The sequence below is a fragment of the Salinarimonas sp. NSM genome (assembly GCF_052380005.1).
In the GTDB taxonomy this organism is placed as follows: domain Bacteria; phylum Pseudomonadota; class Alphaproteobacteria; order Rhizobiales; family Beijerinckiaceae; genus Salinarimonas.
Genome location: NZ_JBQTCJ010000038.1, coordinates 1 through 22,675, shown reverse-complemented (window position 1 = coordinate 22,675; position 22,675 = coordinate 1). Strand labels below are relative to the sequence as shown.

At 71.4% G+C, this 22,675-nt stretch carries 23 protein-coding genes and 1 pseudogene; 16 read left to right on the top strand and 8 right to left on the bottom strand.

Annotation, left to right across the window (positions count from 1 at the left end):
* Positions 1 to 4 precede the first annotated feature (4 nt).
* The 3 genes from soxB to soxY form a co-directional block, all read right to left on the bottom strand.
* Positions 5 to 1,693, bottom strand: a complete 1,689-nt coding sequence (gene soxB, locus ACTZWW_RS14295) for a thiosulfohydrolase SoxB (protein ID WP_444781637.1) — start codon at positions 1,691 to 1,693, stop codon at positions 5 to 7.
* Between the two features lie 127 nt (positions 1,694 to 1,820).
* Positions 1,821 to 2,150 (bottom strand): thiosulfate oxidation carrier complex protein SoxZ, encoded by a 330-nt coding sequence (gene soxZ, locus ACTZWW_RS14290; protein ID WP_444781636.1) that lies wholly within the window; start codon positions 2,148 to 2,150, stop codon positions 1,821 to 1,823.
* A 61-nt stretch (positions 2,151 to 2,211) separates the two neighbouring features.
* The gene (soxY, locus tag ACTZWW_RS14285; protein WP_444781635.1) at positions 2,212 to 2,676 is read right to left on the bottom strand and encodes a thiosulfate oxidation carrier protein SoxY; all 465 of its coding nucleotides are present in this window, start codon (positions 2,674 to 2,676) and stop codon (positions 2,212 to 2,214) included.
* A gap of 393 nt (positions 2,677 to 3,069) precedes the next feature.
* Here soxY and soxA point away from each other — a divergent pair, with 393 nt between their 5' ends.
* From soxA to ACTZWW_RS14270, 3 genes are all read left to right on the top strand, one after another.
* Positions 3,070 to 3,927: a sulfur oxidation c-type cytochrome SoxA gene (gene soxA / locus ACTZWW_RS14280; RefSeq protein ID WP_444781634.1), complete on the top strand. Its 858-nt coding sequence runs from the start codon at positions 3,070 to 3,072 to the stop codon at positions 3,925 to 3,927.
* An 11-nt stretch (positions 3,928 to 3,938) separates the two neighbouring features.
* Positions 3,939 to 4,562, top strand: coding sequence for a sulfur oxidation c-type cytochrome SoxX (gene soxX / locus ACTZWW_RS14275; protein ID WP_444781633.1), 624 nt, complete (start codon positions 3,939 to 3,941; stop codon positions 4,560 to 4,562).
* 207 nt (positions 4,563 to 4,769) lie between these two features.
* Entirely contained in the window at positions 4,770 to 5,570 is an 801-nt protein-coding gene (locus ACTZWW_RS14270; protein ID WP_444781632.1) for an inositol monophosphatase family protein, read from the top strand.
* 37 nt (positions 5,571 to 5,607) lie between these two features.
* Here the strand turns inward: ACTZWW_RS14270 and ACTZWW_RS14265 are convergent, their stop codons facing one another.
* Positions 5,608 to 6,216 (bottom strand): hypothetical protein, encoded by a 609-nt coding sequence (locus ACTZWW_RS14265; protein ID WP_444781631.1) that lies wholly within the window; start codon positions 6,214 to 6,216, stop codon positions 5,608 to 5,610.
* A gap of 262 nt (positions 6,217 to 6,478) precedes the next feature.
* Here ACTZWW_RS14265 and ACTZWW_RS14260 point away from each other — a divergent pair, with 262 nt between their 5' ends.
* From ACTZWW_RS14260 to ACTZWW_RS14235, 6 genes are all read left to right on the top strand, one after another.
* On the top strand, positions 6,479 to 7,315 hold the full coding sequence (locus ACTZWW_RS14260) for an urease accessory protein UreD (RefSeq protein WP_444781630.1): 837 nt from the start codon (positions 6,479 to 6,481) through the stop codon (positions 7,313 to 7,315).
* A gap of 9 nt (positions 7,316 to 7,324) precedes the next feature.
* Positions 7,325 to 7,945 (top strand): urease subunit gamma, encoded by a 621-nt coding sequence (locus ACTZWW_RS14255; RefSeq protein WP_444781629.1) that lies wholly within the window; start codon positions 7,325 to 7,327, stop codon positions 7,943 to 7,945.
* Positions 7,946 to 8,031: 86 nt separating this feature from the next.
* On the top strand, positions 8,032 to 8,301 hold the full coding sequence (locus tag ACTZWW_RS14250) for an AbrB/MazE/SpoVT family DNA-binding domain-containing protein (protein ID WP_444781628.1): 270 nt from the start codon (positions 8,032 to 8,034) through the stop codon (positions 8,299 to 8,301).
* Positions 8,298 to 8,696, top strand: a complete 399-nt coding sequence (locus ACTZWW_RS14245) for a PIN domain-containing protein (RefSeq protein ID WP_444781627.1) — start codon at positions 8,298 to 8,300, stop codon at positions 8,694 to 8,696. The genes ACTZWW_RS14250 and ACTZWW_RS14245 overlap by 4 nt, the downstream gene beginning before the upstream one ends.
* Before the next feature lie 34 nt (positions 8,697 to 8,730).
* On the top strand, positions 8,731 to 10,446 hold the full coding sequence (ureC, locus tag ACTZWW_RS14240) for an urease subunit alpha (RefSeq protein WP_444781626.1): 1,716 nt from the start codon (positions 8,731 to 8,733) through the stop codon (positions 10,444 to 10,446).
* A gap of 125 nt (positions 10,447 to 10,571) precedes the next feature.
* A complete protein-coding gene (locus ACTZWW_RS14235; protein ID WP_444781625.1) occupies positions 10,572 to 12,854 on the top strand; it encodes an NADP-dependent malic enzyme in 2,283 nt (760 codons plus the stop codon).
* A 36-nt stretch (positions 12,855 to 12,890) separates the two neighbouring features.
* On the opposite strand, the gene ACTZWW_RS14230 is transcribed toward ACTZWW_RS14235, so the two are convergent.
* Together ACTZWW_RS14230 and ACTZWW_RS14225 are read right to left on the bottom strand one after the other, a co-directional pair.
* On the bottom strand, positions 12,891 to 14,588 hold the full coding sequence (locus ACTZWW_RS14230; protein ID WP_444781624.1) for a methyl-accepting chemotaxis protein: 1,698 nt from the start codon (positions 14,586 to 14,588) through the stop codon (positions 12,891 to 12,893).
* A 242-nt stretch (positions 14,589 to 14,830) separates the two neighbouring features.
* Complete coding sequence (locus tag ACTZWW_RS14225; protein WP_444781623.1) at positions 14,831 to 16,528, bottom strand: methyl-accepting chemotaxis protein; 1,698 nt, start codon at positions 16,526 to 16,528, stop codon at positions 14,831 to 14,833.
* Positions 16,529 to 16,787: 259 nt separating this feature from the next.
* On the opposite strand from ACTZWW_RS14225, the gene ACTZWW_RS14220 reads away from it, so the two are divergent.
* A complete protein-coding gene (locus ACTZWW_RS14220; protein WP_444781622.1) occupies positions 16,788 to 17,093 on the top strand; it encodes a hypothetical protein in 306 nt (101 codons plus the stop codon).
* Positions 17,094 to 17,167: 74 nt separating this feature from the next.
* A complete protein-coding gene (locus tag ACTZWW_RS14215) occupies positions 17,168 to 18,085 on the top strand; it encodes a DMT family transporter (protein ID WP_444781621.1) in 918 nt (305 codons plus the stop codon).
* 141 nt (positions 18,086 to 18,226) lie between these two features.
* On the opposite strand, the gene ACTZWW_RS14210 is transcribed toward ACTZWW_RS14215, so the two are convergent.
* On the bottom strand, positions 18,227 to 18,646 hold the full coding sequence (locus ACTZWW_RS14210; protein ID WP_444781620.1) for a hypothetical protein: 420 nt from the start codon (positions 18,644 to 18,646) through the stop codon (positions 18,227 to 18,229).
* A gap of 311 nt (positions 18,647 to 18,957) precedes the next feature.
* Between ACTZWW_RS14210 and ruvB the strand changes: the two genes are divergently transcribed.
* On the top strand, positions 18,958 to 20,007 hold the full coding sequence (gene ruvB, locus ACTZWW_RS14205) for a Holliday junction branch migration DNA helicase RuvB (RefSeq protein ID WP_444781619.1): 1,050 nt from the start codon (positions 18,958 to 18,960) through the stop codon (positions 20,005 to 20,007).
* A 2-nt stretch (positions 20,008 to 20,009) separates the two neighbouring features.
* On the top strand, positions 20,010 to 20,468 hold the full coding sequence (gene ybgC / locus ACTZWW_RS14200) for a tol-pal system-associated acyl-CoA thioesterase (RefSeq protein WP_444781618.1): 459 nt from the start codon (positions 20,010 to 20,012) through the stop codon (positions 20,466 to 20,468).
* A gap of 8 nt (positions 20,469 to 20,476) precedes the next feature.
* Here the strand turns inward: ybgC and ACTZWW_RS14195 are convergent, their stop codons facing one another.
* On the bottom strand, positions 20,477 to 20,869 hold the full coding sequence (locus ACTZWW_RS14195) for a hypothetical protein (protein WP_444781617.1): 393 nt from the start codon (positions 20,867 to 20,869) through the stop codon (positions 20,477 to 20,479).
* 309 nt (positions 20,870 to 21,178) lie between these two features.
* Between ACTZWW_RS14195 and tolQ the strand changes: the two genes are divergently transcribed.
* The 3 genes and pseudogenes from tolQ to ACTZWW_RS14180 form a co-directional block, all read left to right on the top strand.
* Positions 21,179 to 21,865: a protein TolQ gene (gene tolQ, locus ACTZWW_RS14190; RefSeq protein ID WP_444781616.1), complete on the top strand. Its 687-nt coding sequence runs from the start codon at positions 21,179 to 21,181 to the stop codon at positions 21,863 to 21,865.
* 16 nt (positions 21,866 to 21,881) lie between these two features.
* Complete coding sequence (locus ACTZWW_RS14185; RefSeq protein WP_444781615.1) at positions 21,882 to 22,328, top strand: ExbD/TolR family protein; 447 nt, start codon at positions 21,882 to 21,884, stop codon at positions 22,326 to 22,328.
* 4 nt (positions 22,329 to 22,332) lie between these two features.
* Positions 22,333 to 22,675 (top strand): annotated as a pseudogene (locus ACTZWW_RS14180) (cell envelope integrity protein TolA); the annotation flags it as partial.

The window sequence follows — 22,675 nt, the reverse complement described above, 5'->3', positions numbered from 1 at the left end:
CGCGTCAGGTGCCCGTCACCCGCACGGTCTCGGCTTCCTTCGGCGCGATCGTGCCCGCCTCGCGGATGTGCGCGGCGACGAGATCCCAGATCGGTGGGCCCTCGGTGCCCTCGTTGACGCTGGCCCAGCCCGCGACGACGTACTCGCGCTCGGCCTCGAGCGGCGCGCCGGTGCGCGTGAGCGTCAGGTCGGAGATGCGCCGGCCCATCGGCGCGGAGACGTCGATCGCGTAGGCGATGCCGCCGACGCGGACCATGTCGCCGCCCTGCTGGTAGTAGGGGTCCGGGTTGAAGAGGTTGTCGGCGACGTCCTCCAGCACCTCCTTGAGCCGCGCCCCCGTCATCGCCGTGCGATAGGTCTCGGGGTAGGTCATGGCGGTGGCGTTGGTGACGTCCTCCATCGTGATCTCGGCCCCGGGCAGGACGGACGCGCCCCAGCGGAAGCCGGGCGAGAGCGCGATCTCCGCGTCGCGGCGCGCGAGCATCGCCTCGCAGATCACGTCGTCGAAGGTGCCGTTGAAGTTGCCGCGCCGGTAGAGCAGCCCCTCCGTGCGGCCGAGCACCTCCGACAGCGTCGCCTCGTGGGGTGCGCGGATCTCGGCGATCTTCGCGGCGAGCGCCGGATCGGGCGCGATCGCGTCCGAGAAGACCGGGATGAGCTTGTAGGCGAAGCCCTTCACCTCGCCGCCCGAGACGTCGAGATCGAGCCGCGAGACGAACTTGCCGTGCGAGCCGGACGCGATCAAGAGCGTCCTGCCGACCTGCACCGGCTCGGGCAGGGCGTCGTGGGTGTGGGCGGTGAGCACCACGTCGATCCCCGGCACGCGGGAGGCGAGCTTGCGATCGACGTCGAAGCCGTTGTGGGAGAGCAGCACCACCACGTCGGCGCCCTGCGCCCGGGCGTCCTCCACGCTCGCGGCGACCTCGGCCTCGCGGATGCCGAAGGACCAGGAGGGCATCATCCAGCGCGGGTTGGCGATGGGCGTGTAGGGGAAGGCCTGGCCGATCACGGCGACCGTCACGCCCGCGCGCTCGACCATGGTCATCGCGTCGAAGACCGGCTCCTCCCAGTCCGTGTCGCGGATGTTGCCGGCGAGGAACGGGAAGCCGAGCCGGGAGACGAGCTCGTTCACCCGCTCCTCGCCGAGCGTGAACTCCCAGTGGCCGACCATGGCGTCGGGCGCCAGCAGCGCCATGCAGTCGACCATGTCCTCGCCCCTCGTCCGGAGAGAGGTCCAGGAGTTCTGCCAGGTGTCGCCGCCGTCGAGGAGGAGCGTGTTGCCCGCCCCGCGCTCGGCGCGGATGGCGTTCACGACGGTGGCGACGCGGTCGAGCCCGCCCATGCGCCCGTAGGCGCGCGCCAGGGCGGTGAAGTCCTCGTGGGTGAGCGCGTGCGCCATCGCCGAGCCCGGCGCGATGCCGTACAGGTCGAGCAGGGCGCGGCCGCCGACGTGCGGCACGAGCCCCTTCACCTCGCCGACACCCAGGTTGATCGAGGGCTCGCGGAAGTGGATCGGGACGAGCTGGGCGTGGATGTCCGTGACGTGGACGATCGAGAGCCGCCCCACCGGGTCCATCGCCAGGAGCTGGTCCTGCGACAAGCTCTGCTGCGCGAAGGCGCGCGACCAGCGCGCGGACGGCAGGATCGCCGCCGTGGCCGCCGCCATCTGCAGGAAGTCGCGTCTCGTGGGCATGGGCGCTCACCTCGTTCGGCGATCGGTCCGGGCACGCGCGGCCGTTCGCGCGCCGCGGATCCGGCGGGCGGTGATCGTCGCGCGTCGGGACGGCGGCGGCGCCGCCCTCCCGGTGCTCTCGGCTGCGTCAGTTGACGACGACGTCCTCGGTCGCCGTGATCTCGGTGCCGTCGTCGTCGATCCAGGTGAAGGTCAGCGTGCCCGAGCGGGGCGGCGCGACGACGAACTGGAAGTAGGGGTTCGCGGAGACGGCGGGCTCGATGTCGCAGGAGAACACCACCTGCCCCTCGAACGCGCACGTGAAGGTGTTGATGATCTTGCGCGGGATGACGTTGCCGTCGCCGTCGCGGCGCTGGCCGGATTCCATGATGTGCGAGACGAGGGTCTTCACCTCGATGGTCTCGCCGGCCGCGATCTCGTTGCGGTCGAGACGGATGCGGGGACGCGGGGTCGCCATGGCTCGTGCTCCTCGGGGATCGTTGCGTGGGAAGGTCGCGGCTCGGAAACGGGCGCGGGCGTCAGCCGCCGCAGCCGCCGATCGTGACCTTCACCTCCTTCCTGTCCATGAACACCGAGCCGTCGCTCATCTTGGCGACCGCGATGACGTTCTGCGTCCCCGCGAGGCGGATGCGCGTGTTCGCCTGGGCACGGCCCGAGAGCGGCGAGAAGTGGAAGGTCGCGACCCCCGGGCGAGGGTTGCCGTCGGCGACGACCAGCACCTCGGCGACATAGTCGTCCGCCGTCATCGGGCTCTCCACGGTGACGTCCATCGGGACGGTGTTGCCGTTCTCCGCGATCTCGGGGACGTCGAGCACGACGCGCCCCATCGTCGGCTCGGCGCCGCCGGTGAATTCCAGGATGGCGGCTGCGGCGTCTTCCGCCGCGGCCAGGGTGGGGGCCGATGCGCCCGCCATTCCGCTCGCGGCGGCGACCGCTCCGACGCCCGCGAGGAGCGCCTGCCGGCGGTTGAGGAACAGGTTCATCGCTCGTCTCTCCCTCGTCGCGCCCGCCGGCGCGCCGACGGTGCGTGTGGTCTCGCGCGCCCGGACACGCACGGATGCACGCCAGGATACGTCCGTCTCGGGAAATCGAAAAGCGGCTCGTCTCTCACGAGCGTGCGAGCGCCCTCGGCTCCCTCCCCGGCTCGCCTCGCTCGACGGGACGCGAGGCGCCTTCCCGATCGATCGGCGAACACATTCAATTTTTGCGATGCTGTCCGATGCGCGCCGACGCGTCAATCGGAATCTTTCCAGACGGGCGCTTCCCATCGCATTTTTTGCATGTAACATGTGGTTCAGGACGGCCGGCCCCGGGCCGATCCTCGATAACAATCATCGGGCGCACACGACCAGAACGAGGCTCGGGAGGAAACGGCCTTGAACACGCTCATGACCCGGAAGTCGGCGACCCTCGCGCTGGCGGGATCGCTGGCGGTCGCCCTCGCGCTGTCCGCGGCCGCGCCGCCGGCCGGCGCGCAGACCGAGGAGGAGACCCAGCGCGGTCTCGAACGCTACCGCCAGATGCTGCGGGAGGACCCGTGGTCGAACCCGGCGCTGCTCGACGCCGACCGCGGCGAGCTGCTGTGGACGACCGCGGCCGGCCCGAGGAACGCCACGCTGGAGGACTGCGACCTCGGCCTGGGTCCCGGCATCGTCGACGGCGCCTTCGCTCGGCTGCCGCGGTACTTCGAGGACGCGGGGCGCGTCATGGACGTGGAGACCCGCATCCTGTGGTGCATGCGGGAGCTCCAGGGTGTCGACGTCGCCGCCTACGTGGCGAAGCCGCACCCGTCCGGCGGGCAGCCCGTCAAGGACGTGGGCGCGATCGCCACGTGGATCGCCAACCGCTCCGAGGGCGAGGCCTTCGCGCCGGCGCTCGACGACGCGGCCGGACGGCGGACGGTCGCCATGGGCGAGGCGCTGTTCAACCGCCGCTCGGGACCGTTCGACTTCTCCTGCGCCACCTGCCATTCGGCCACCGGCCAGCGCATCCGCCTCCAGGAGCTGCCGCATCTCTCGCAGCCGGAGGAGGCGCGGGTCGTCGTCGGCGAATGGCCGGCCTATCGCGTGTCCTCGACGCACGTGATGACGATGCAGCACCGCATGTACGACTGCTATTGGCAGATGCGCATGCCGCAGCTCGAGATGGGCTCGGAGGCGTCGGTGGCGCTGATCGCCTACCTCGTCGACAAGGCCGCCGGCGGCGACGTCGCCGCGCCCGGCATCAAGCGCTGAGGGAGGCCGTCATGCGGGCTTACGCCACCATCCTCGCGGCCGCCGCCCTCGGCGCGTCGCTCTCCACCGCGGCCCTCGCGCAGGACGCGGCGCCCTCCAAAGCCGAGGTCGACGCCGTGATCGAGGCGGCCTTCCCCGGCATCGACGCCGAGTGGACCGCCCGGCTCACGCCGGACGCGACGATGGAGCAGTGCAACCGGTTCGCCAACCTGCCGCCCGACGACGTCTTCGAGGAGATCCGCACCCGCGCGGCGGGCACGATCGTCTACCCGGACGACGGCGTGCTGATGGGCTCGTGGGAGAACGGCGAGACGCTCGCCCAGTCCGGCTACGGCATGCGCTTCTCGGACTACCCGCCGCGGCGGGAGACCGGCGGCAATTGCTACGCCTGCCACCAGCTCACCCCCCAGGAGGTCTCCTACGGCACGCTCGGGCCGAGCCTCCTGGGCTACGGCAAGCTGCGGGACTTCTCGGAGGAGGCGGTGAAGGCGACCTACGAGAAGATCTACGACCCGCACGTCGCCCTGCCCTGCTCGATGATGCCGCGTTTCGGCACCAACGGCGTGCTGACGATCGACCAGATCAGGGACATCGTCGCCCTGCTGATGGACCCGGCCTCGCCGGTCAACCAGTGATCCCGCGCTCCCGCCCCCTCGGGGCGGGGACGATCCGCGCAGCGGATCAGGGGCGGGGGCCCGTTGCCGCACCCGCCCCGTCTCGGCTCCGCCGGAGCGCTTGACGCCCGGCCTTCGGCGTGGTTTGCCCTGGCGCATCCCCGCGACACGTACAGGCGTTGACCGCCGTCGAGACCGCCTCCGCCTTCGGGAGGCGCTGGAGCCGCCATGATCCGCACCCCTCTCATGACCGTGATGGTCGACGCCGTGATGAAGGCCGCGCGCACGCTCAAGCGCGACTTCGGCGAGGTCGAGAACCTGCAGGTGTCCCGCAAGGGGCCGAGCGACTTCGTCTCCGCGGCGGACCGCAAGGCGGAGGCCACCCTGCGCGAGGCGCTGGCCAAGGCGCGGCCGGGCTACGGCTTCGTGCTCGAGGAGGGCGGCAAGGTCGAGGGCGGCGACACGCAGAACGTCTGGCACGTCGACCCGCTCGACGGCACCACGAACTTCCTGCACGGGATCCCGCAGTTCGCCATCTCGGTGGGGCTCGAGCGCGACGGCAAGATGTTCGCCGGCGTGATCTACGACCCGATCAAGGACGAGCTCTACGTCGCCGAGAAGGGCCAGGGCGCCTTCCTCAACAATCGCCGCCTACGCGTCTCCGCGCGCACCGACCTCGCGGACTGCCTCGTCGCCTGCGGCATTCCCTTCCTGGGGCACGGCAACCATCCGGAATTCCTGCGCGAGCTCGCCACGATCATGGGCAAGGTCGCGGGCGTGCGCCGCATGGGTTCCGCCGCCCTGGACCTCGCCGCCGTGGCGGCGGGCCGGGTCGACGGCTACTGGGAGCGCAACGTCAACAGCTACGACATCGCCGCCGGGCTGATCCTCGTGCGCGAGGCCGGCGGCTTCGTCGCGGACGCCGACGGTGGCGAGCAGATGATGACCAAGGGCTCGGTCGTCGCCGGCAACGAGACGGTCCAGCGCGAGCTCCTGCGGATCGTGCGCGCGGCCTCGAAGGCCGGCTGAGCGCGGCGGGAACGCGGCCCCGCTCCCCGATCCGCCCTCAGCGGTTCCGCACCGGCGCGCCGACGACGTCACCCGCCGGGACGCGTCTCGGCAGCCTGTCGAGCGCCACGACGAGCGCCGCGGCGACGAGGGACGTGACGGTCACGAGGGCGAGCCAGGCCGCGAGGATGTCGGCCGCGGGCACGACGTGGTTCCAGCCGCGCGCCATGCCGAGCACGAAGGCGGCCGCCCAGCTCGTGCACGAGACGGCGCCCGCGGCGATCGCGATCGCGCGCCGTGCCGGCGCGACGCCGTGGAGGAGCGGGCGCCCGCGATTGCCCGCGACGAGCGGCAGGGCGAGGCTCTCGACGAGGGCCGCATTGAGCGTCAGCACCACGACGATGACGAGCTTCGCCTGCACCTTCGGGTTGGTGATCACCTCCGCGGGGCCGCCGGGTGCGGTCGCCAGGATGCCCATTCCCGACGCCCACAGGAGAACGAGACCGAGCCGCACGAAGACCGCGACGTGGTCGACGAGCGCGCGGTCGCCGGCGCCGACCGGCGCGCGCAGGCGCTTGAGGATCGCGACGTCCAGCATCACCACGCCGCCGACGCCGAAGGCGACGCCGAGCACGTGCAGGGTGAGGAGCAGCGTCTTCGGATCCATCGAGCTGTCGAGCCTCGGTTCACGAAGGCTTAACGTGCGGGGGCGAATGCTACAAGCGAGGGTCGCTCGTTAAGGTGAATGCCGCCGGGCATGGACCGTGCCGCTGCTCGACGAGCACCATCGGCGCGAGCCGCGCGCCGGCCGAGATCGCCGCAGCCGCAGCAGGCATTGCCGCTTCTTTGGGCACACGAGTGCCGAGCGTGGCCTTGATGCGGCGGCGCGCGAGCGCGACGATGGCGTGCCGACCCGAGACCCGCGTCCCATGCACCTGCCCCGCCCCGTCGCCGACCCCGCCCCGCCGCGCTGGATCCGCGCAGCGGGGGGCGTGCGCATCACGCTCGGAACGACGGCGCGCGGCACCGCGCCGATGGCGATCGCCGAGCGTGGCGGCTACCGGGTGCGCTTCGTCGGCGCCGGCGGGCGCTGCGAGGGCGTCTACCTCAACACCGGCGGCGGTCTCGCGGGGGGCGACGACCTCGCGCTCGACGTGTCGCTCGCGCCCGGCGCGGCGGCGACGCTCACCACCCAGGCCGCCGAGAAGGTCTACCGCGCGCAGGGCGACGCGACGACCATGCGTGTGGCGCTCGATCTCGGGCCGGGCGCGGCCCTCGACTGGCTGCCGCAGGAGCAGATCCTGTTCGACGGCGCGCGGCTCCACCGTCGCATCGACGTCGCCATGGCCGCGGAGGCGCGGCTGCTCCTCGTCGAGAGCGCGGTCTTCGGCCGCCTCGCCATGGGCGAGACGATGGAGACCGGCGCGCTCCGCGACCACTGGCGCATCCGCCGCGGCGGGCGCCTCGTCTTCGCCGAGGACCTGCGGCTCGAGGGCGGCGTCGCAGACATCCTGGCGCGGCCCGCCTGCGGCGGCGGCGCCCGCGCGCTCGCCACGGTGCTGCTCGTGTCGCCCGATGCCGAGGCGCGCGTCGAGGAGGCCCGCGCGGCGCTCGAGGGGGCGACGACCGAGTGCGCCGCGGGCGGCTTCGACGGCATGCTGGTCGCGCGCTTCCTCGGCCGGGACCCGCAGCGGCTGCGCGCCGATCTCGCCCGCTTCCTCGCCCGGCTCTCCGGGCGCCCGCTTCCACGATCCTGGTCCACCTGAGGTGCCCCGATGAAGCTTTCCCCCCGCGAGAAGGACAAGCTCCTCGTCGCCATGGCGGCGATGGTGGCGCGCCGGCGGCTCGAGCGCGGCGTCAAGCTGAACTACCCCGAGGCGATCGCGCTGATCACCGACTACGTGGTCGAGGGCGCCCGCGACGGCCGCACCGTCGCCGAGCTGATGGAGGCCGGCGCCCACGTGCTGACCGCCGAGCAGGTGATGCCCGGCGTCGCCGAGATGATCCACGACGTCCAGGTCGAGGCGACCTTCCCCGACGGCACGAAGCTCGTCACCGTGCACGAGCCGATCCGCGGCGCGACGCAGGATCTGATCCCCGGCGCCGTGTGCCCGATGGAGGGCGAGATCGTCCTCAACGAGGGGCGCGAGACGGTGACGCTCGAGGTCTCGAACACCGGCGACCGGCCGATCCAGGTGGGCTCGCATTACCATTTCGCCGAGACGAACGGCGCGCTGGCCTTCGACCGCGCGCAGGCGCGCGGCATGCGCCTCGACATCCCCGCCGGCACCGCCGTGCGCTTCGAGCCGGGCCAGACGCGCGAGGTGACGCTGGTGGCGCTGGCCGGCGAGCGGAAGGTGTACGGGTTCCAGGGGAAGGTGATGGGGGCGCTTTGAGGCGCGGCGTTTCGGGTGACGAATCTTGGATTTGGAGCCAATCAGTGCCAATGTAAGGCGAGCGAGCAATTCGTAAGGAGAATTGGATGGGCGCCGTCGTCACATCGAAAGGGCAAATCACGCTGCCGGCGGACATCCGGCGCGAGTTCGATATCGAGCAGGGCGACGAGATCGTCCTCTTCAAGTGCCTGGACGGCTCCCTCGGCGTGCGCGTGCGCCGCCCGCGTCCCGGCGCCGGTCGGGCGATGTTCAAGATCGATCGGTCGGTCAGCCAGGAGGAGATCGACGAGGCGCGCGCGATGGGGCCCGTCGAGCGCTACCTGAGAACGAAGACCGATCAGGACGAGCAGCCGTGATCGCGATCGATACCAACATCCTCGTCCGATACGTCCTCGATCACGACGACCCGAAGCACATCCTCGCCGTCGACCTGATCGACGGGCGGTGCAGCCCCGAGAAACCGGCCTTCGTCACGCACGTCGTACTGGCGGAATTCGCCTGGGTGGCGCGCCGCGTCTACAAGCTGTCCCGCCCGGACACCGCCTCCGCGCTGGCCGCGATCATCGACAACAGCGGCCTCGTCGTGGAGGAGCCGAGGATCGTCGAGATCGCGCTTCGCGCTTTTCGCCAAGGCTCGGCCGATTTCGCGGAATACCTGATCGCGGCTGTCGCGGATGCCCGCGGCGCACGACCGACCTACACCTTCGACAAGAAAGCGGGGCGCGAGCTCGGCTTCATGATCATGTCCTGACGCTCGTACCCACCCGCCAGAAAGGCCCCGCCCCATGCCCTACCGCATCTCCCGCGCCGCCTATGCCGACATGTTCGGGCCAACCGTCGGCGATCTCGTGCGGCTCGCCGACACGGAGCTCGTGATCCGGGTGGAGCGCGACTTCACCGTCTACGGCGAGGAGGTGAAGTTCGGCGGCGGCAAGGTGATCCGCGACGGGATGGGGCAGAGCCAGGTCACGAACGCGCAAGGGGCGGTCGACACCGTCATCACCAACGCGCTGATCGTCGATCATTGGGGGATCGTGAAGGCGGACGTCGGCCTCAAGAACGGGCGCATCGTCAAGATCGGCAAGGCGGGCAACCCCGACATCCAGCCGGGCGTCGACATCATCGTCGGGCCGGGGACGGAGGCGATCGCGGGCGAAGGCCGGATCCTCACCGCGGGCGGCTTCGACAGCCACATCCACTTCATCTGCCCGCAGCAGGTGGAGGACGCGCTGATGTCGGGCGTCACCACCATGCTCGGCGGCGGCACCGGCCCCGCCGACGGCACCAACGCCACCACCTGCACGCCCGGCCCGTTCCACATGGCCCGCATGCTGGAGGCGGCCGACGGCTTGGCCGTCAACCTCGCGTTCTCCGGCAAGGGCAACGCCGCGCTGCCCGGGGCGCTGGTCGAGATGATCGAGGCCGGCGCCTGCGCGCTGAAGCTCCACGAGGATTGGGGGACGACGCCGCAGGCGATCGACACCTGCCTCTCGGTCGCGGACGAGCACGACATCCAGGTGATGATCCACACCGACACGTTGAACGAGTCGGGCTTCGTCGAGAACACCGTCGCCGCCTTCAAGGGCCGCACCATCCACGCCTTCCACACGGAGGGCGCCGGCGGCGGGCACGCGCCGGACATCATCAAGGTGGCGGGCCTCGCCAACGTGCTGCCCTCCTCGACCAACCCGACGCGGCCCTTCACGGTGAACACGATCGACGAGCATCTCGACATGCTCATGGTCTGCCACCACCTCGACCCGTCGATCCCGGAGGACCTCGCCTTCGCAGAGAGCCGCATCCGCAAGGAGACGATCGCGGCCGAGGACATCCTGCACGACATCGGCGCGCTCTCCATGATGGCGTCGGACAGCCAGGCCATGGGCCGGGTCGGCGAGGTGATCACCCGCACCTGGCAGACCGCACACAAGATGAAGACGCAGCGCGGGGCGCTGCCGGAGGACCAGGGATCGGGCGCGGACAATTTCCGCGTGAAGCGCTACATCGCCAAGTACACGATCAACCCGGCCATCGCCCACGGCATCTCGCGCCACATCGGCTCGATCGAGGAAGGCAAGATGGCCGACCTCGTGCTCTGGGACCCCGCCTTCTTCGGGGTGAAGCCGCATCTCGTGCTGAAGGGCGGCGCCATCGTCGCCGCCGCCATGGGCGATCCCAACGCCTCGATCCCGACGCCGCAGCCGGTGCACTACCGACCGATGTTCGCCGCCTTCGGCAAGGCGCTCGCGTCGACCTCCGTCACCTTCGTGTCGAAGGCGGCGATCGCGCGCGACGTGCGCGGTCGCCTGGGCCTCGCCAAGCAGACGATCGCCGTCGAGAACGTGCGGGGCGGCATCTCCAAGGCCGACATGATCCACAATTCCGCCTGCCCCGCGATCACGGTCGACCCGGAAACCTACGCCGTCACCGCCGACGGCGAGCTTCTGGTGTGCCAGCCGGCGGAGAGCCTGCCGCTGGCGCAGCGGTATTTCCTGTTCTAGCCGGCCGGACGTGCCGAAGCGGGCCGAGCCCTTTCCCCTACGCAACGCTCCCTCCCGCGGGGCGAGTTGCGCGGCGCCGGAAGCGGCGTATACAAACGCCCTCCTGGCACGAAGAGGGGGCACGCGTGACGAAGAGCATTTCCGAGGACCTGAAGTCCGGCGCCCTCTTCTACCATCGTCATCCCCGCCCCGGTAAGCTCGAGATCCAGCCGACGAAGCCGCTCGGCAACCAGCGCGACCTCGCGCTCGCCTACTCGCCCGGCGTCGCCGCCGCCTGCGAGGCGATCGTGGAGGACCCAGGCGAGGCGGCGACGCTGACCGCGCGCCAGAACCTCGTCGCCGTCGTCTCGAACGGGACCGCCGTGCTCGGGCTCGGCAACATCGGCCCCCTCGCCTCGAAGCCCGTGATGGAGGGCAAGGCGGTCCTGTTCAAGAAGTTCGCCGGGATCGACGTGTTCGACATCGAGGTGGCGCAGACCGACGTCGACAAGCTGGTCGAGACCGTCGCCGCGCTGGAGCCGACCTTCGGCGGCATCAACCTCGAGGACATCAAGGCGCCCGAGTGCTTCGAGGTGGAGGAGCGGCTCAAGGCCCGCATGGGCATTCCCGTCTTCCACGACGACCAGCACGGCACGGCGATCATCGTGGGCGCGGCGGTGACGAACGCGCTGGCGCTCTCGGGCAAGAAGATCGACGAGATCAAGGTCGTCACCTCGGGCGCGGGGGCGGCGGCGCTCGCGTGCCTCAACCTGCTGCTGACGCTCGGCGTGAGGCGCGAGAACGTCTTCGTCACCGACATCGAGGGTGTCGTCTACGAGGGCCGCGAGAGCCTCATGGACCGCTGGAAGGCGGCCTACGCTCAGAAGACCGAGGCGCGCACCCTCGCCGAGGTGATCGTGGGCGCGGACGTGTTCCTCGGCCTCTCCGCGGCGGGGGTCCTCAAGCCCGAGTACCTCGAGCACATGGCGCCGCTGCCGCTGATCCTCGCGCTCGCCAACCCGACGCCGGAGATCATGCCCGACCTCGCGCAGGCGGTGCGGCCCGACGCCATGATCTGCACCGGGCGCTCGGACTTCCCCAACCAGGTCAACAACGTCCTGTGCTTCCCCTACATCTTCCGCGGGGCGCTCGACGTGGGCGCCACCACGATCAACGAGGAGATGAAGGCGGCCGCCGTGAAGGCCATCGCCGCGCTGGCGCGCGAGGCGCCGTCCGAGGTGGTGGCGCGCGCCTACGGCGGCGAGGCGCGGCCCTTCGGCAAGGAGTCGCTGATCCCGAGCCCGTTCGACCCGCGGCTGATCCTGCGCATCGCGCCCGCCGTGGCGAAGGCGGCGATGGACTCGGGCGTCGCCGCCCGGCCTCTCGCCGACCTGCGCGCCTACGAGGACTCGCTCGGCGGCTTCGTCTTCCGCTCGGGCTTCCTGATGAAGCCGCTCTTCGCCGCCGCGAAGGCCGCGCCCAAGCGCGTGATCTACGCCGAGGGCGAGGACGAGCGGGTGCTGCGCGCGGCGCAGGTGGTGATCGAGGAGGGCATCGCCCGCCCGATCCTGATCGGCCGCCCGGCCGTGGTGCAGACACGCCTGGAGCGCTTCGGCCTCTCCCTCGAGATCGGACGCGACGTCGACCTCATCAACCCGGAGGACGACCCGCGCTACCGCGACTACGTCGCGACCTACCTCGAGATCGCCGGACGCCAGGGCATCACCCCCGACGCGGCGCGCACGCTGGTGCGCACCAACGCCACCGTCATCGCGGCGCTGGCCGTGCGACGGGGCGACGCGGACGCGCTGATCTGCGGGCTCGAGGGGCGCTTCCAGTCGAACCTGCGCCACCTGCGCACCATCATCGGCCTCGCCCCCGGCGCGCGGGACTTCGCGGCGCTCTCGCTGATGATCACCAGCAAGGGCGCCTACTTCCTCGCCGACACGCACGTGCGGCCGGATCCGACGGCGGAGGAGATCGCCGACGTCGCCTGCGCCTGCGCGAGCCACGTCGCCCGCTTCGGCCTCGAGCCCAAGATCGCGCTCGTCTCGCATTCCGACTTCGGCGCGATCGATTCACCCTCGGCGCGCAAGATGCGTCAGGCGCTCGAGCTGATCCGCGAGCGCGCGCCGGCGCTCGAGGTGGACGGCGAGATGCAGGCGGACACCGCCCTCCTCCAGGCGACCCGAGACCGGGTGCTGCCGCATTCGCGGCTGAAGGGCGAGGCCAACGTGCTGATCATGCCCAACCTCGACGCCGCCAACATCGCCTACCAGCTCACCAAGGTGATGGCCGACGCGCTGCCGGTCGGCCCCATCCTGATCGGCCCGGCGAAACCCGCCCACGTGGTGACGCCGTCCGTGACGGCGCGCGGCATCGTCAACATGACGGCGGTCGCCGTCGTCGAGGCGCAGGCGGGGCTCTGACCCCGCCCGCGTCCGTATAGAGCAGACGTCCGCTGCTCAGGCGGCGCGAACCCTCTGCAGGAAATCGGCCACCCGCGACTTCAGGTTGCCGGCGCTCCCGCTGAGCGATTCGGCAGCGATCCGCACCTCGCCGGACATCTTGCCGGTCTCGGAGGCGGCCTGCGTCATGGCGGACATGGCCTCGGAGACGGCGCTCGTGCCCTTGGCGGCCTCGTTGACGTTGCGGGCGATCTCGTTCGTCGTCGCGCCCTGCTCCTCCGCCGCCGAGGCGACCTGCGCCGCGCCCTCGCGGATCTCGCCGATCATCCGGCCGATGCGCTCGACCGCCTCGATCGTCACGCCGGTCGCCGACTGCATGTCCGCCATCTCGGCGTCGATGCGCTCGGTGGTCTTCGTCGTCTGCTCGGCGAGCTGCTTGACCTCGGCGGCGACGACGGCGAAGCCGCGCCCCGCCTCGCCGGCCCGAGCCGCCTCGATCGTGGCGTTGAGCGCCAGCAGGTTCGTCTTCTCGGCGACCTCGCGGATGAGCGACGTCATCGTGGCGACACGCCCGACCACGTCGCGCAGGGCACCGACGGAGACGCTCGTGCGACCGGCTTCCTCGTTCGCCGTGTTCGCCCCGGTCGCGGCGCTGGTGATCGAGCGCACGACGTCGGCGATGGCCGCGGAGAGCTCCTCGCTCGCCGCCGCGACGGCGCCCACGTTCGCGCTCGCCTGCTCGGCGGCCGCGGAGACGGTGAGGACCTGGCTCTCCGTTTCCTCCGTCACGGACGCGAGCGCCGTGGCGTTGGTGCGCAGCTGCTCGGCGGCGGATCCGACCTCGGTGACGACGCCGGATACGGCACTCTCGAACTCGTCGGCCAGACGCAGCATGGCTTCGCGGCTCGCCCGCTCCGCCAGCGCCTTCTGCTCGGCCGCCTCGCGCTCGGCCTCGACACCGCGGCGCAGGCTCTCGCGCAGCTCGAGCGCGGCGCTGGCGAGCGTGCCGATCTCGTCGCGGCGCGAGGCGCCGGACACCTCGACATCGAGCTCGCCGCCGGCGAGCGAACGGATGACCGAGACGATCCTGGAGAGGGGTGCCGTAACGCCCCAGCGGGAGACCGAGATGCCGAGCCCGATCCCGACGACGATGCCGATGAGCGCGATCGTGATCAGGAAGAGCTCGCTCGCGTGAGCCACCGCCCGCGCATCGGCGGCGACCTCGGTCGCCAGCGTCTCGCTCGCCGCGGTGAGCTGGTCGAGCATCGCGGTGAGCGCTTCGACGTCCGCTCTGCTGGCCGCGACGAGCTCCGCGAGCCGCGCCTGCGCCTCGTCGATCGCGCGTCCGCGCTGCTGCTCGCCCTCCGCGAGAACCGCGTCGAGATCGGTGAAGACCGTGCGCGAGAGCCGATCGATCTCGCCGAGCAGCGCCCGGCGCTCGCCGTCGTCGATGTCGCTGCGCAGGGCCGCCATGCGGCTCTCGAAGCTCCGGCGACGCTCGGCGATCTCCGCACGCGACGCGTCGATCTTCGACGGCTCCGCCAGGATGCGGTATTCGCTGCGCGAGATGTCGAGTGCGTCCTGGCTCAGCCCGGCGACCAGCTTGATCTCGTGCGTCGTCGCCTCGAGGCGCTCCGACGCACGGCTCACCGACTCGAGGCTGCTATAGGCGACGACGGCGACGCCAATCGTGGCGGTCGCCATGGCTGCGATGACGAGAGCGATCTTCGCCCCCACCGAGATTTTTGCGAGCACTGTCCTTCTCCGCGCTTGGTAGAGTTTTATTGTCGTTTACGCTGAGGCAGGCGCGGTTTATAGTAGATTAATTTCATGCTTTGTGGAACTAAAACAGACTGTCGCTCCAGAATTCAAGCGATTAAGAGCGTGTTACTACGTATCTCGATCGACGTGGGCGCGCCGCATCGCCGGTCGGGACGGCGATCGGAGCGCCCGAATTCGCTCGGGCGCTCCACCGGCTCCCGAACCCGCCGCATCGCTCACGCGGCCCTCACCCGAGCGAGGAAGTCCGTCACCCGACGGTTGAGCGTGCCCGCAGCGCCGCTGAGCGACTCCGCCGAGACCCGCACCTCGCCGGACATCTTGCCGGTCTCGGAGGCGGCCTGCGTCATGGCGGACATGGCCTCGGAGACGGCGCTCGTGCCCTTGGCGGCCTCGTTGACGTTGCGGGCGATCTCGTTCGTCGTCGCGCCCTGCTCCTCCGCCGCCGAGGCGACCTGCGCCGCGCCCTCGCGGATCTCGCCGATCATCCGGCCGATGCGCTCGACCGCCTCGATCGTCACGCCGGTCGCCGACTGCATGTCCGCCATCTCGGCGTCGATGCGCTCGGTGGTCTTCGTCGTCTGCTCGGCGAGCTGCTTGACCTCGGCGGCGACCACCGCGAAGCCGCGGCCCGCCTCGCCCGCCCGTGCGGCCTCGATCGTGGCGTTGAGCGCCAGTAGGTTCGTCTTCTCGGCGACCTCGCGGATCAGCGACGTCATCGTGGCGACGCGCCCCACCACGTCGCGCAGGGCGCCGACGGACACGCTCGTGCGGCCGGCTTCCTCGTTGACGGCCTGCGCGCCATTGGCGGCGCCGGAGATGGAGCGGACGACCTCCGCGATGGCCGAGGACAGCTCTTCCGCCGCGACCGCCACCGCGCCGACGTTGGTGCTGGCCTGCTCGGCGGCGGCCGACACCGAGAGGACCTGGCTCTCCGTCTCCTCGGCGACCGACGAGAGCGCGGTGGCGTTGGCGCGCAGCTGCTCGGCGGCGGACCCAACCTCGGTGACGACGCCGGATACGGCGCTCTCGAACTCGTCGGCGAGGCGCAGCATGGCCTCGCGGCTCGCCCGCTCCGCCAGCGCCTTCTGCTCGGCGGCCTCGCGCTCGGCTTCGACGCCGCGGCGCAGGCTCTCGCGCAGCTCCAGCGCGGCGCCGGCGAGCATGCCGATCTCGTCGCCGCGCGACGCACCCGACACCTCGACGGCGAGATTGCCGCCGGCGAGTGCACGGATGACCGAGACGACCCCGCGCAGCGGCGTCGTGACGCCGAACCGTGCGACGAGGAAGCCGAGCAGGATGCCGAGCACCGCACCCACCGCCGCGCTGCCGAGGAGGAGCGCCCCGCGAGTTTCGGCGATCGCGTGCGCGTCCTCCGAGAGCCGGCTGATCAGCGCGTCGTTGGCGTCGTTGAACTCGCCGATGGATGCGATCAGCTCCTCGACATGGGCGCCGTTCGCCGTGACCATCGCGACGATCCGCTCCTCTGCATCCGAGACGGCGGAGGCGTCGAGGCTGGCTCCTTCCGCGAAGACCGCTTCCATCCGGCCGAAATAGCCGTCCGCCCGACGCTCGATGGCGCGCAGGAGCTCCTGGCGCTCGGCCTCGTCCACAATGTCCATGAGGTGCGCGAGGCGCTCCTCGAACTCGCGGCGCGCGTCGTCTGCCTCGGCGCGCACGGCGGCGATCGCCCCCGGCTCGGCGACGAGGCGGTACTCGCTGCGCGAGATCTCGAGGGCGTCCTGGTTCATGGTCGCGGCGGTGCGGATCTTGTCCGCCGTGAGGTCGAGCGCGACCGTCGCCCGCGCGAGTTCGTGGAAGCTGCTGTAGCCGACGATAGCCACGCCGATCGTGGTCGCGGCCATGACGGTGATGATGAGCGCGATCTTCACACCGATCGAGATGCGAGACAGCATGGGAGTGTCCTCTGACGTGCTGTTGAACCTGCGAAGATCTACGCGCTCGATCTGTAAAAAATATCTTCGATTGATCGCTGAAGAAGTCGGGGTGGAGGAAATAGTCCTCATCACTCCGATTTGGAGCGAACCGCCGAAAACCGCCGCGGCAGATCGAACCCTTCTCACGGGTGGTCCGACGAACCCCGTGCAAGGCGCATCGCGCGCCCCGCCGGCCGCAAGAGCGCGGCTGGGCCTCGACACACGGGAGACCACGATCATGCGCACGACCCTCTTCATCGCCACCCTCGCCGCCCTCTCGCTCGGCGCCGGCGGCGCGCACGCGCAGCTGCAGCTGCGCGCGCCCACCCCGCAGCCGGGCACCTGCAAGGCCGCCCACGTCATGGCCCAGGGCCCCAGCGCCGCCGCCGCGCAGGCGGTCTGGGCGAACCAGGTGAGCGCCGTCCACGGCGCGAACTGGTCGATCTGGGCCGGCGCGGCCGACAAGTCCGTCGTGCCCACCGCCCGCGGAGGCGCCAGCTGGCAGGCCAGCGCGCGGCCGTGCTTCTACCACCCTGTCCGCTGACACCGCGCTTGCGTCGCGGTGCGCGGCGGCGCTAGCGTCCGCCCGCGGGCGCGACGCCCGCCTCCGGACACGTCATGAGCCCCGCCACCTCGCGTATCGTCCTGGGGCTCGCGCTGGGGCTCGTCGGCGTCGTGATCTTCGGCGGCACGCTGCCGTTCACGCGCCTCGCCGTCGCGGGGCTCGACCCTTGGTTCGTCACCACGGGCCGTGCGGCCGCGGCCGGGCTCGTCGCCGGCGTCGTCCTCCTCGCGGGCGCGCGGCGCCTCCCGAGCCCCGCGCAGCTCGCGCGCCTCGTCCTCATCGCGATCTGCCTCGTCGGGATCTTCCCCCTCACCACCGGCTTCGCCATGACGAGCGTGGAGGCGTCCCATGGCGGCGTCGTGCTCGGCCTGCTGCCGCTCGCGACCGCGATCGCGGGGGCGCTGATCGGACGGGAGCGCCTGCCGGCGGCGTTCTGGTGGGCGGCCCTCGTCGGGGCGGCGGTCGTGACCGCCTTCGCGCTGCGCGACGGTGTCGGCGGGATCGGCGCGGGAGACGGCTGGCTCGCGCTCGCGGCGCTCGGCGCGGCGCTGGGCTATGCCTGGTCGGGCCTCGCCGCGCGGGAGATGCCGGGCTGGGAGGTGATCTCCTGGGCGCTGGTGCTCGCCCTGCCGGTGACGATCCCCGCCGCATTCCTGCTGATGCCCGCCGAGCCGGCCGCCGTGCCCCTCGTCTCCTGGATCGGCTTCGCCTACGTGACGCTGCTGAGCCAGTATCTGGGCTTCTTCGCCTGGAATACGGGCCTCGCGCTCGGCGGCATCGCCCGCGTCGGCCAGGTGCAGCTCCTGCAGGTCTTCGTGACGCTCGCCATCGCGGGCGTGATCAACGGGGAGCGGGTGGACCCGCTCACCTGGATCGTCGCCGGCATCGTCGTGGCGACGGTGCTCGTCGCCGCCCGCGTCCGGGCCGCGCCGGCGATCGACCGCGAGCGCGTCTCGCCGCCGGCCCGCTGAGCCTCGCACGATCGGAAGAAGGGGCGCACCGCGTACGGGTCCGCACGCGGCGCGGGACCGGCGTACGAGCGAAAGAAGCCCCGGCTCGCGCCGGGGCTTCCGTGTGCTTCGTCGCTCGCTCCGGGGAGCGGTGCGGACGCGTCACTGACGCTCGATCAGCTGGCCCGCCGGAGCCGCCGTCTCGTCGTCGTCGGTGAGGAGACGACGACGCTCCTGCACGCCGATCGCGGTCTCCGGAACCGCCGGGGCCGAATCGGTGACCGGGTCGGGGGCACCCATGCCGCCGACGGAGCCGGTGGACAGGTTCTCGTAGTTCTCGCACATCACGCCCGGGTCCGTGCAGTCGACGTACCAGGAGCTGGTCTCCTCGCCGATCAGCATGCCGGCCGGGGCGGCCGTCGTGTCGTCCGAGGTCAGGAGGCGACGACGCTCCTGGACACCGATCGCGGTCTCCGGAACCGCCGGGGCCGAATCGACGACGGGCGCCGGCGCGGTCGTCTGGGCGCCGGCCGGCGCGACGAACATGAAGGCGGCGGCGGTGGTCATGAGGATGTACTTCATGGATGTCCTCCATCTGTATCTGAGAGCGCCACGGCAGAGCGCGACACTGGAATGCCCCACCAACGACGCGACGGGATTCGTGTTCCGAGATCGACTTCCGCGAGGCGCGGGAAATCGGGGCGGACGAACGGGTCGAAGCTGAAAACAGTCTTGCTTGCAGGCGCTTGGCCGTTGACGAAAAGAGCCTGAACCGCCCCGTTTTTTTCGCTCCGACCGGACGCGGGGCGTCTCCGGGGGGTGGCTCGCGGCCCGCGAGGCTGTAAAAGACCAGCTGTGCCGCGCCGCATCCCCCGCCGGAGACCGAGACGCCCGTGACCGAGCCGAACCGACTCGTCTCCCCCATCAAGCGCGAGGACGACCTCGATGGGTCCCTGCGACCGCTCTCGCTCGCCGACTTCACCGGCCAGAAGGCGGCGCGCGCCAACCTCCAGGTCTTCATCGACGCGGCGAAGGCGCGCGGCGACGCCCTCGACCACGTGCTCTTCGTCGGCCCGCCGGGGCTCGGCAAGACCACGCTCGCGCAGATCATCGCGCGCGAGCTCGGGGTGAACTTCCGCTCCACCTCGGGGCCTGTGATCGCGAAGGCGGGCGACCTCGCCGCCCAGCTCACCAACCTCGAGGAACGCGACGTTCTCTTCATCGACGAGATCCACCGGCTCAACCCGGCGGTGGAGGAGATCCTCTATCCGGCCATGGAGGACTTCCAGCTCGACCTGATCATCGGCGAGGGGCCCGCCGCGCGCTCCGTGAAGATCGAGCTGCCGCGCTTCACCCTGGTGGGCGCCACGACCCGCGCCGGCCTGCTGACGACGCCCCTGCGCGACCGCTTCGGCATCCCGGTCCGGCTCGAGTTCTACGAGGTCGGCGAGCTCGAGCTCATCGTCAAGCGCGGGGCGCGGGTGCTCGGGCTCGGCATGTCGGACGAGGGCGCCAACGAGATCGCCAAGCGCGCGCGCGGCACGCCGCGGATCGCCGGGCGCCTGCTGCGGCGGGTGCGCGACTTCGCCGTCGTCGAGGGCGCCGAGACCGTGGGCCGCACCCTCGCCGACAAGGCGCTCGGGCTGCTCGACGTCGACCCGGTGGGGCTCGACGTCATGGACCGCAAGTACCTGACCATGGTCGCCACCAATTTCGGCGGCGGGCCGGTGGGCATCGAGACCATCGCCGCCGCGCTCTCCGAGCCGCGCGACGCGATCGAGGAGATCATCGAGCCCTACCTGATCCAGAAGGGCTTCGTGCAGCGCACCCCGCGCGGGCGCCTGCTCACGCCCCACGCCTTCCGGCATCTGGGAATGCCCGAGCCGGCCCAGGACCCGGGCCGCACGCAGTTCGGGCTGTTCCCGAGCGGGGACGACGCCTGACCATGAGCGACACCGAGAAAGACCCCGCGCGCGACGCGCTGATCCCCATCGCCGGCCGGTTCGCGGACGGCGCGCACCTGCTCGTGGTGCGCGTCTACTACGAGGACACGGACTTCTCCGGCATCGTCTACCACGCCAACTACCTGAAGTACCTCGAGCGCGGCCGCACCGACCAGCTGCGGCTCGCCGGCGTGGCCCAGTCCGCGCTGCACGCGGATGGCGGCGGGCTCGCCTTCGCCGTGCGCCGGATGACGATCGACTGGGCGCGCCCGGCGCGCATGGACGACATCCTCACGGTGGAGACCCGCACGCTGGCCGTGAAGGGCGCCTCGATCGAGATCGCCCAGCGCATCCTGCGCGGCGAGGAGGTGCTGCTAAGCGCGTCGGTCCAGGTCGCGGCCATCCGGGAGGGGCGGCCTGCGCGGATACCGGAGGCCTTGAGGGCGCGGCTCGGCGGCTGAGGGCGGCCTCACTCCGCTTTCCGACGCTCCAGGTGGACGACCCGCGCGAGCATCGCGAGGAGGCCGATGCCGCCGGTGAAGACGACGGCGAGCACCCACACCTCCGACTTCATGCCGATGGCGCGCGCCCGGTTCTGGAGGAGGAAGAAGGCCGCCGCCGTGCTCGCCATGCGGTCGACCCAGATCTGCACGCTCCAGGGTGAGGCGACGACGGCATCGCGGACGGCGACGAGGCCCTCCGTCGCGGCGGCCCAGCCGGTCCACGCCGCGAGGAGCAGCGCGACGGCGGCGGGCACGAGCCACCCGGGCCACGAGACCCGCTGCTTCGTCTGCGTCACGAGCAGCATGACGATGGCCGCACCGGCGAAGCCGGCGATCGCGATCAGCTCCGAAATCGACATTCCCGGCCCCCCACGGCGGACATTCTGCGGCCGGGCGTGCGCGTCCGCGGGCGCGCGCCCGGCCTCGGAGCGCCGCGGCGTCGCACCCCCGCGGGCGCCCCTCGTAAAGCGTCCGTTAACCCTGATCGTGTCCTCATCGCAACAGCGTCGGGGCGTCGCGGCGGCGCTGGGAAAAGCTCATATTTTCGACATGTTGCGGCGCGAACCACGTGTGCCGGGCGCGTTCGGACCCACCAAGCCTCATTCGGTAGACACCCCGCCCCGGCGGCGCGCTCCCGCGCCCGGAACGACCTCGAGGACACTTCGCGGATGACGCACGATCTCTCGCTCTGGGGCCTGTTCTGGCAGGCGCACATCGTCGTCAAGCTCGTGATGATCGGGCTCGTGGCGGCGTCCGTCTACAGCTGGGCCATCATCGTCGACAAGACGCTGCTGTTCCGCCGCCTGTACCGGGCGATGGACCGATTCGAGGAGGTGTTCTGGTCGGGCCGCTCGCTGGAGGAGCTCTACCGCTCGCTCGAGGAACGCCCGACGACGGGGCTCGCCTCGGTCTTCGTCGCCGCGATGCGCGAGTGGAAGCGCTCGTTCGGCGGCACGGGTCGCTCGGTGGCGAGCCTGCCCGCGCGCATCGACAAGGTGCTCGACGTCACCATCCAGCGCGAGGTCGAGCGGCTCGAATCGCGGCTGATCTTCCTCGCCTCGGTCGGCTCGGCAGGCCCGTATCTCGGCCTGTTCGGCACGGTCTGGGGCGTGATGACCTCCTTCCTCGCCATCGCCGCCTCGCAGAACACCTCGCTCGCGGTGGTGGCGCCGGGCATCGCGGAGGCGCTGTTCGCCACCGCGATCGGGCTCGTCGCGGCGATCCCGGCGGTCATCGCCTACAACAAGTTCCAGGCCGAGGTGGCCAAGGCGCAGATCCGGCTCGAGGGCTTCGCCGACGAGTTCTCGGCCATCCTGGCGCGCCAGGTCGACGAGCGCCTGGCGGCCGCGGCCTGATCGGAAGGGACGAGCGATGTTCTCCCACGGCGGACCCGGGACGGGCGGCGGCGGACGGCGCAGGCGCCGCGGACGCACGCGCGCCATCAACGAGATAAACATGACGCCGTTCATCGACGTCATGCTGGTGCTGCTCATCGTCTTCATGGTCTCCGCGCCGCTGCTCTCGGCGGGCGTGCCCCTCGACCTGCCGCAGGCGAGCGCGGGGCAGCTCAACGTCGACGCGAAGCCCGTCGCGCTCTCGATCGATGCCGAGGGCCGGGTCTACCTCGAGGAGGTCGCGCTCGCGGACGACGAGATCGCGTCCGCGATCGCCGCGCGGATCGAGGACGGGGCGGAGCCCCGGGTCTTCGTGCGGGGAGATCGCGCGGTAGAGTACGGTCGCGTCGCCCAGATCATGGCGCTCGTCACCGAGGCGGGCTTCGAGCGCGTCGCCCTCGTCACCCTGCCGGACGGTCCGTGAGGCCATGGCGCTGCGCGGCCTTCCCTCCCTTCGCGAGCCGGGCCTGCTCCTGTCCGGCGTGGCGCATGTGGCGCTGATCGTCGCGGGGCTGGTCGCCGTGTCGGCCCCGGCCGAGCTGCCGTCGGTCGAGGAGGGTATCGCGGTCGAGATGATCACGGAGAGCCAGTTCTCCGAGATCACCCGCGGCGAGCGCGACGCGGCCGAGGTCGCGCCGGTGCCGGCGCCGCGGGCGGAGCGGGTCGCCGAGACGCCCGAGCTCCGTCCGGCCGGGGAGGACGCGCGCGACACCCCGACGCCGGCGGCACGCCCGCCCGAGATGGAGGTCGCCGACCGCCCCGTCCCCGCGG

Bases quoted from the DNA above. Each gene is read 5' to 3' on its own strand.
- ACTZWW_RS14255 (WP_444781629.1), top strand. From the start codon at position 7,325: ATGAAGCTTTCCCCCCGCGAGAAGGACAAGCTCCTCGTCGCCATGGCG.
- ACTZWW_RS14220 (WP_444781622.1), top strand. From the start codon at position 16,788: ATGCGCACGACCCTCTTCATCGCCACCCTCGCCGCCCTCTCGCTCGGC.
- ACTZWW_RS14185 (WP_444781615.1), top strand. From the start codon at position 21,882: ATGTTCTCCCACGGCGGACCCGGGACGGGCGGCGGCGGACGGCGCAGG.
- ACTZWW_RS14265 (WP_444781631.1), bottom strand. From the start codon at position 6,216: ATGGATCCGAAGACGCTGCTCCTCACCCTGCACGTGCTCGGCGTCGCC.
- ACTZWW_RS14195 (WP_444781617.1), bottom strand. From the start codon at position 20,869: ATGTCGATTTCGGAGCTGATCGCGATCGCCGGCTTCGCCGGTGCGGCC.
- ACTZWW_RS14270 (WP_444781632.1), top strand. From the start codon at position 4,770: ATGATCCGCACCCCTCTCATGACCGTGATGGTCGACGCCGTGATGAAG.
- ACTZWW_RS14260 (WP_444781630.1), top strand. From the start codon at position 6,479: ATGCACCTGCCCCGCCCCGTCGCCGACCCCGCCCCGCCGCGCTGGATC.
- soxB (WP_444781637.1), bottom strand. From the start codon at position 1,693: ATGCCCACGAGACGCGACTTCCTGCAGATGGCGGCGGCCACGGCGGCG.
- tolQ (WP_444781616.1), top strand. From the start codon at position 21,179: ATGACGCACGATCTCTCGCTCTGGGGCCTGTTCTGGCAGGCGCACATC.
- ACTZWW_RS14210 (WP_444781620.1), bottom strand. From the start codon at position 18,646: ATGAAGTACATCCTCATGACCACCGCCGCCGCCTTCATGTTCGTCGCG.
- ybgC (WP_444781618.1), top strand. From the start codon at position 20,010: ATGAGCGACACCGAGAAAGACCCCGCGCGCGACGCGCTGATCCCCATC.
- soxZ (WP_444781636.1), bottom strand. From the start codon at position 2,150: ATGGCGACCCCGCGTCCCCGCATCCGTCTCGACCGCAACGAGATCGCG.
- soxY (WP_444781635.1), bottom strand. From the start codon at position 2,676: ATGAACCTGTTCCTCAACCGCCGGCAGGCGCTCCTCGCGGGCGTCGGA.
- ureC (WP_444781626.1), top strand. From the start codon at position 8,731: ATGCCCTACCGCATCTCCCGCGCCGCCTATGCCGACATGTTCGGGCCA.
- ACTZWW_RS14215 (WP_444781621.1), top strand. From the start codon at position 17,168: ATGAGCCCCGCCACCTCGCGTATCGTCCTGGGGCTCGCGCTGGGGCTC.
- ACTZWW_RS14225 (WP_444781623.1), bottom strand. From the start codon at position 16,528: ATGCTGTCTCGCATCTCGATCGGTGTGAAGATCGCGCTCATCATCACC.
- soxX (WP_444781633.1), top strand. From the start codon at position 3,939: ATGCGGGCTTACGCCACCATCCTCGCGGCCGCCGCCCTCGGCGCGTCG.
- ACTZWW_RS14250 (WP_444781628.1), top strand. From the start codon at position 8,032: ATGGGCGCCGTCGTCACATCGAAAGGGCAAATCACGCTGCCGGCGGAC.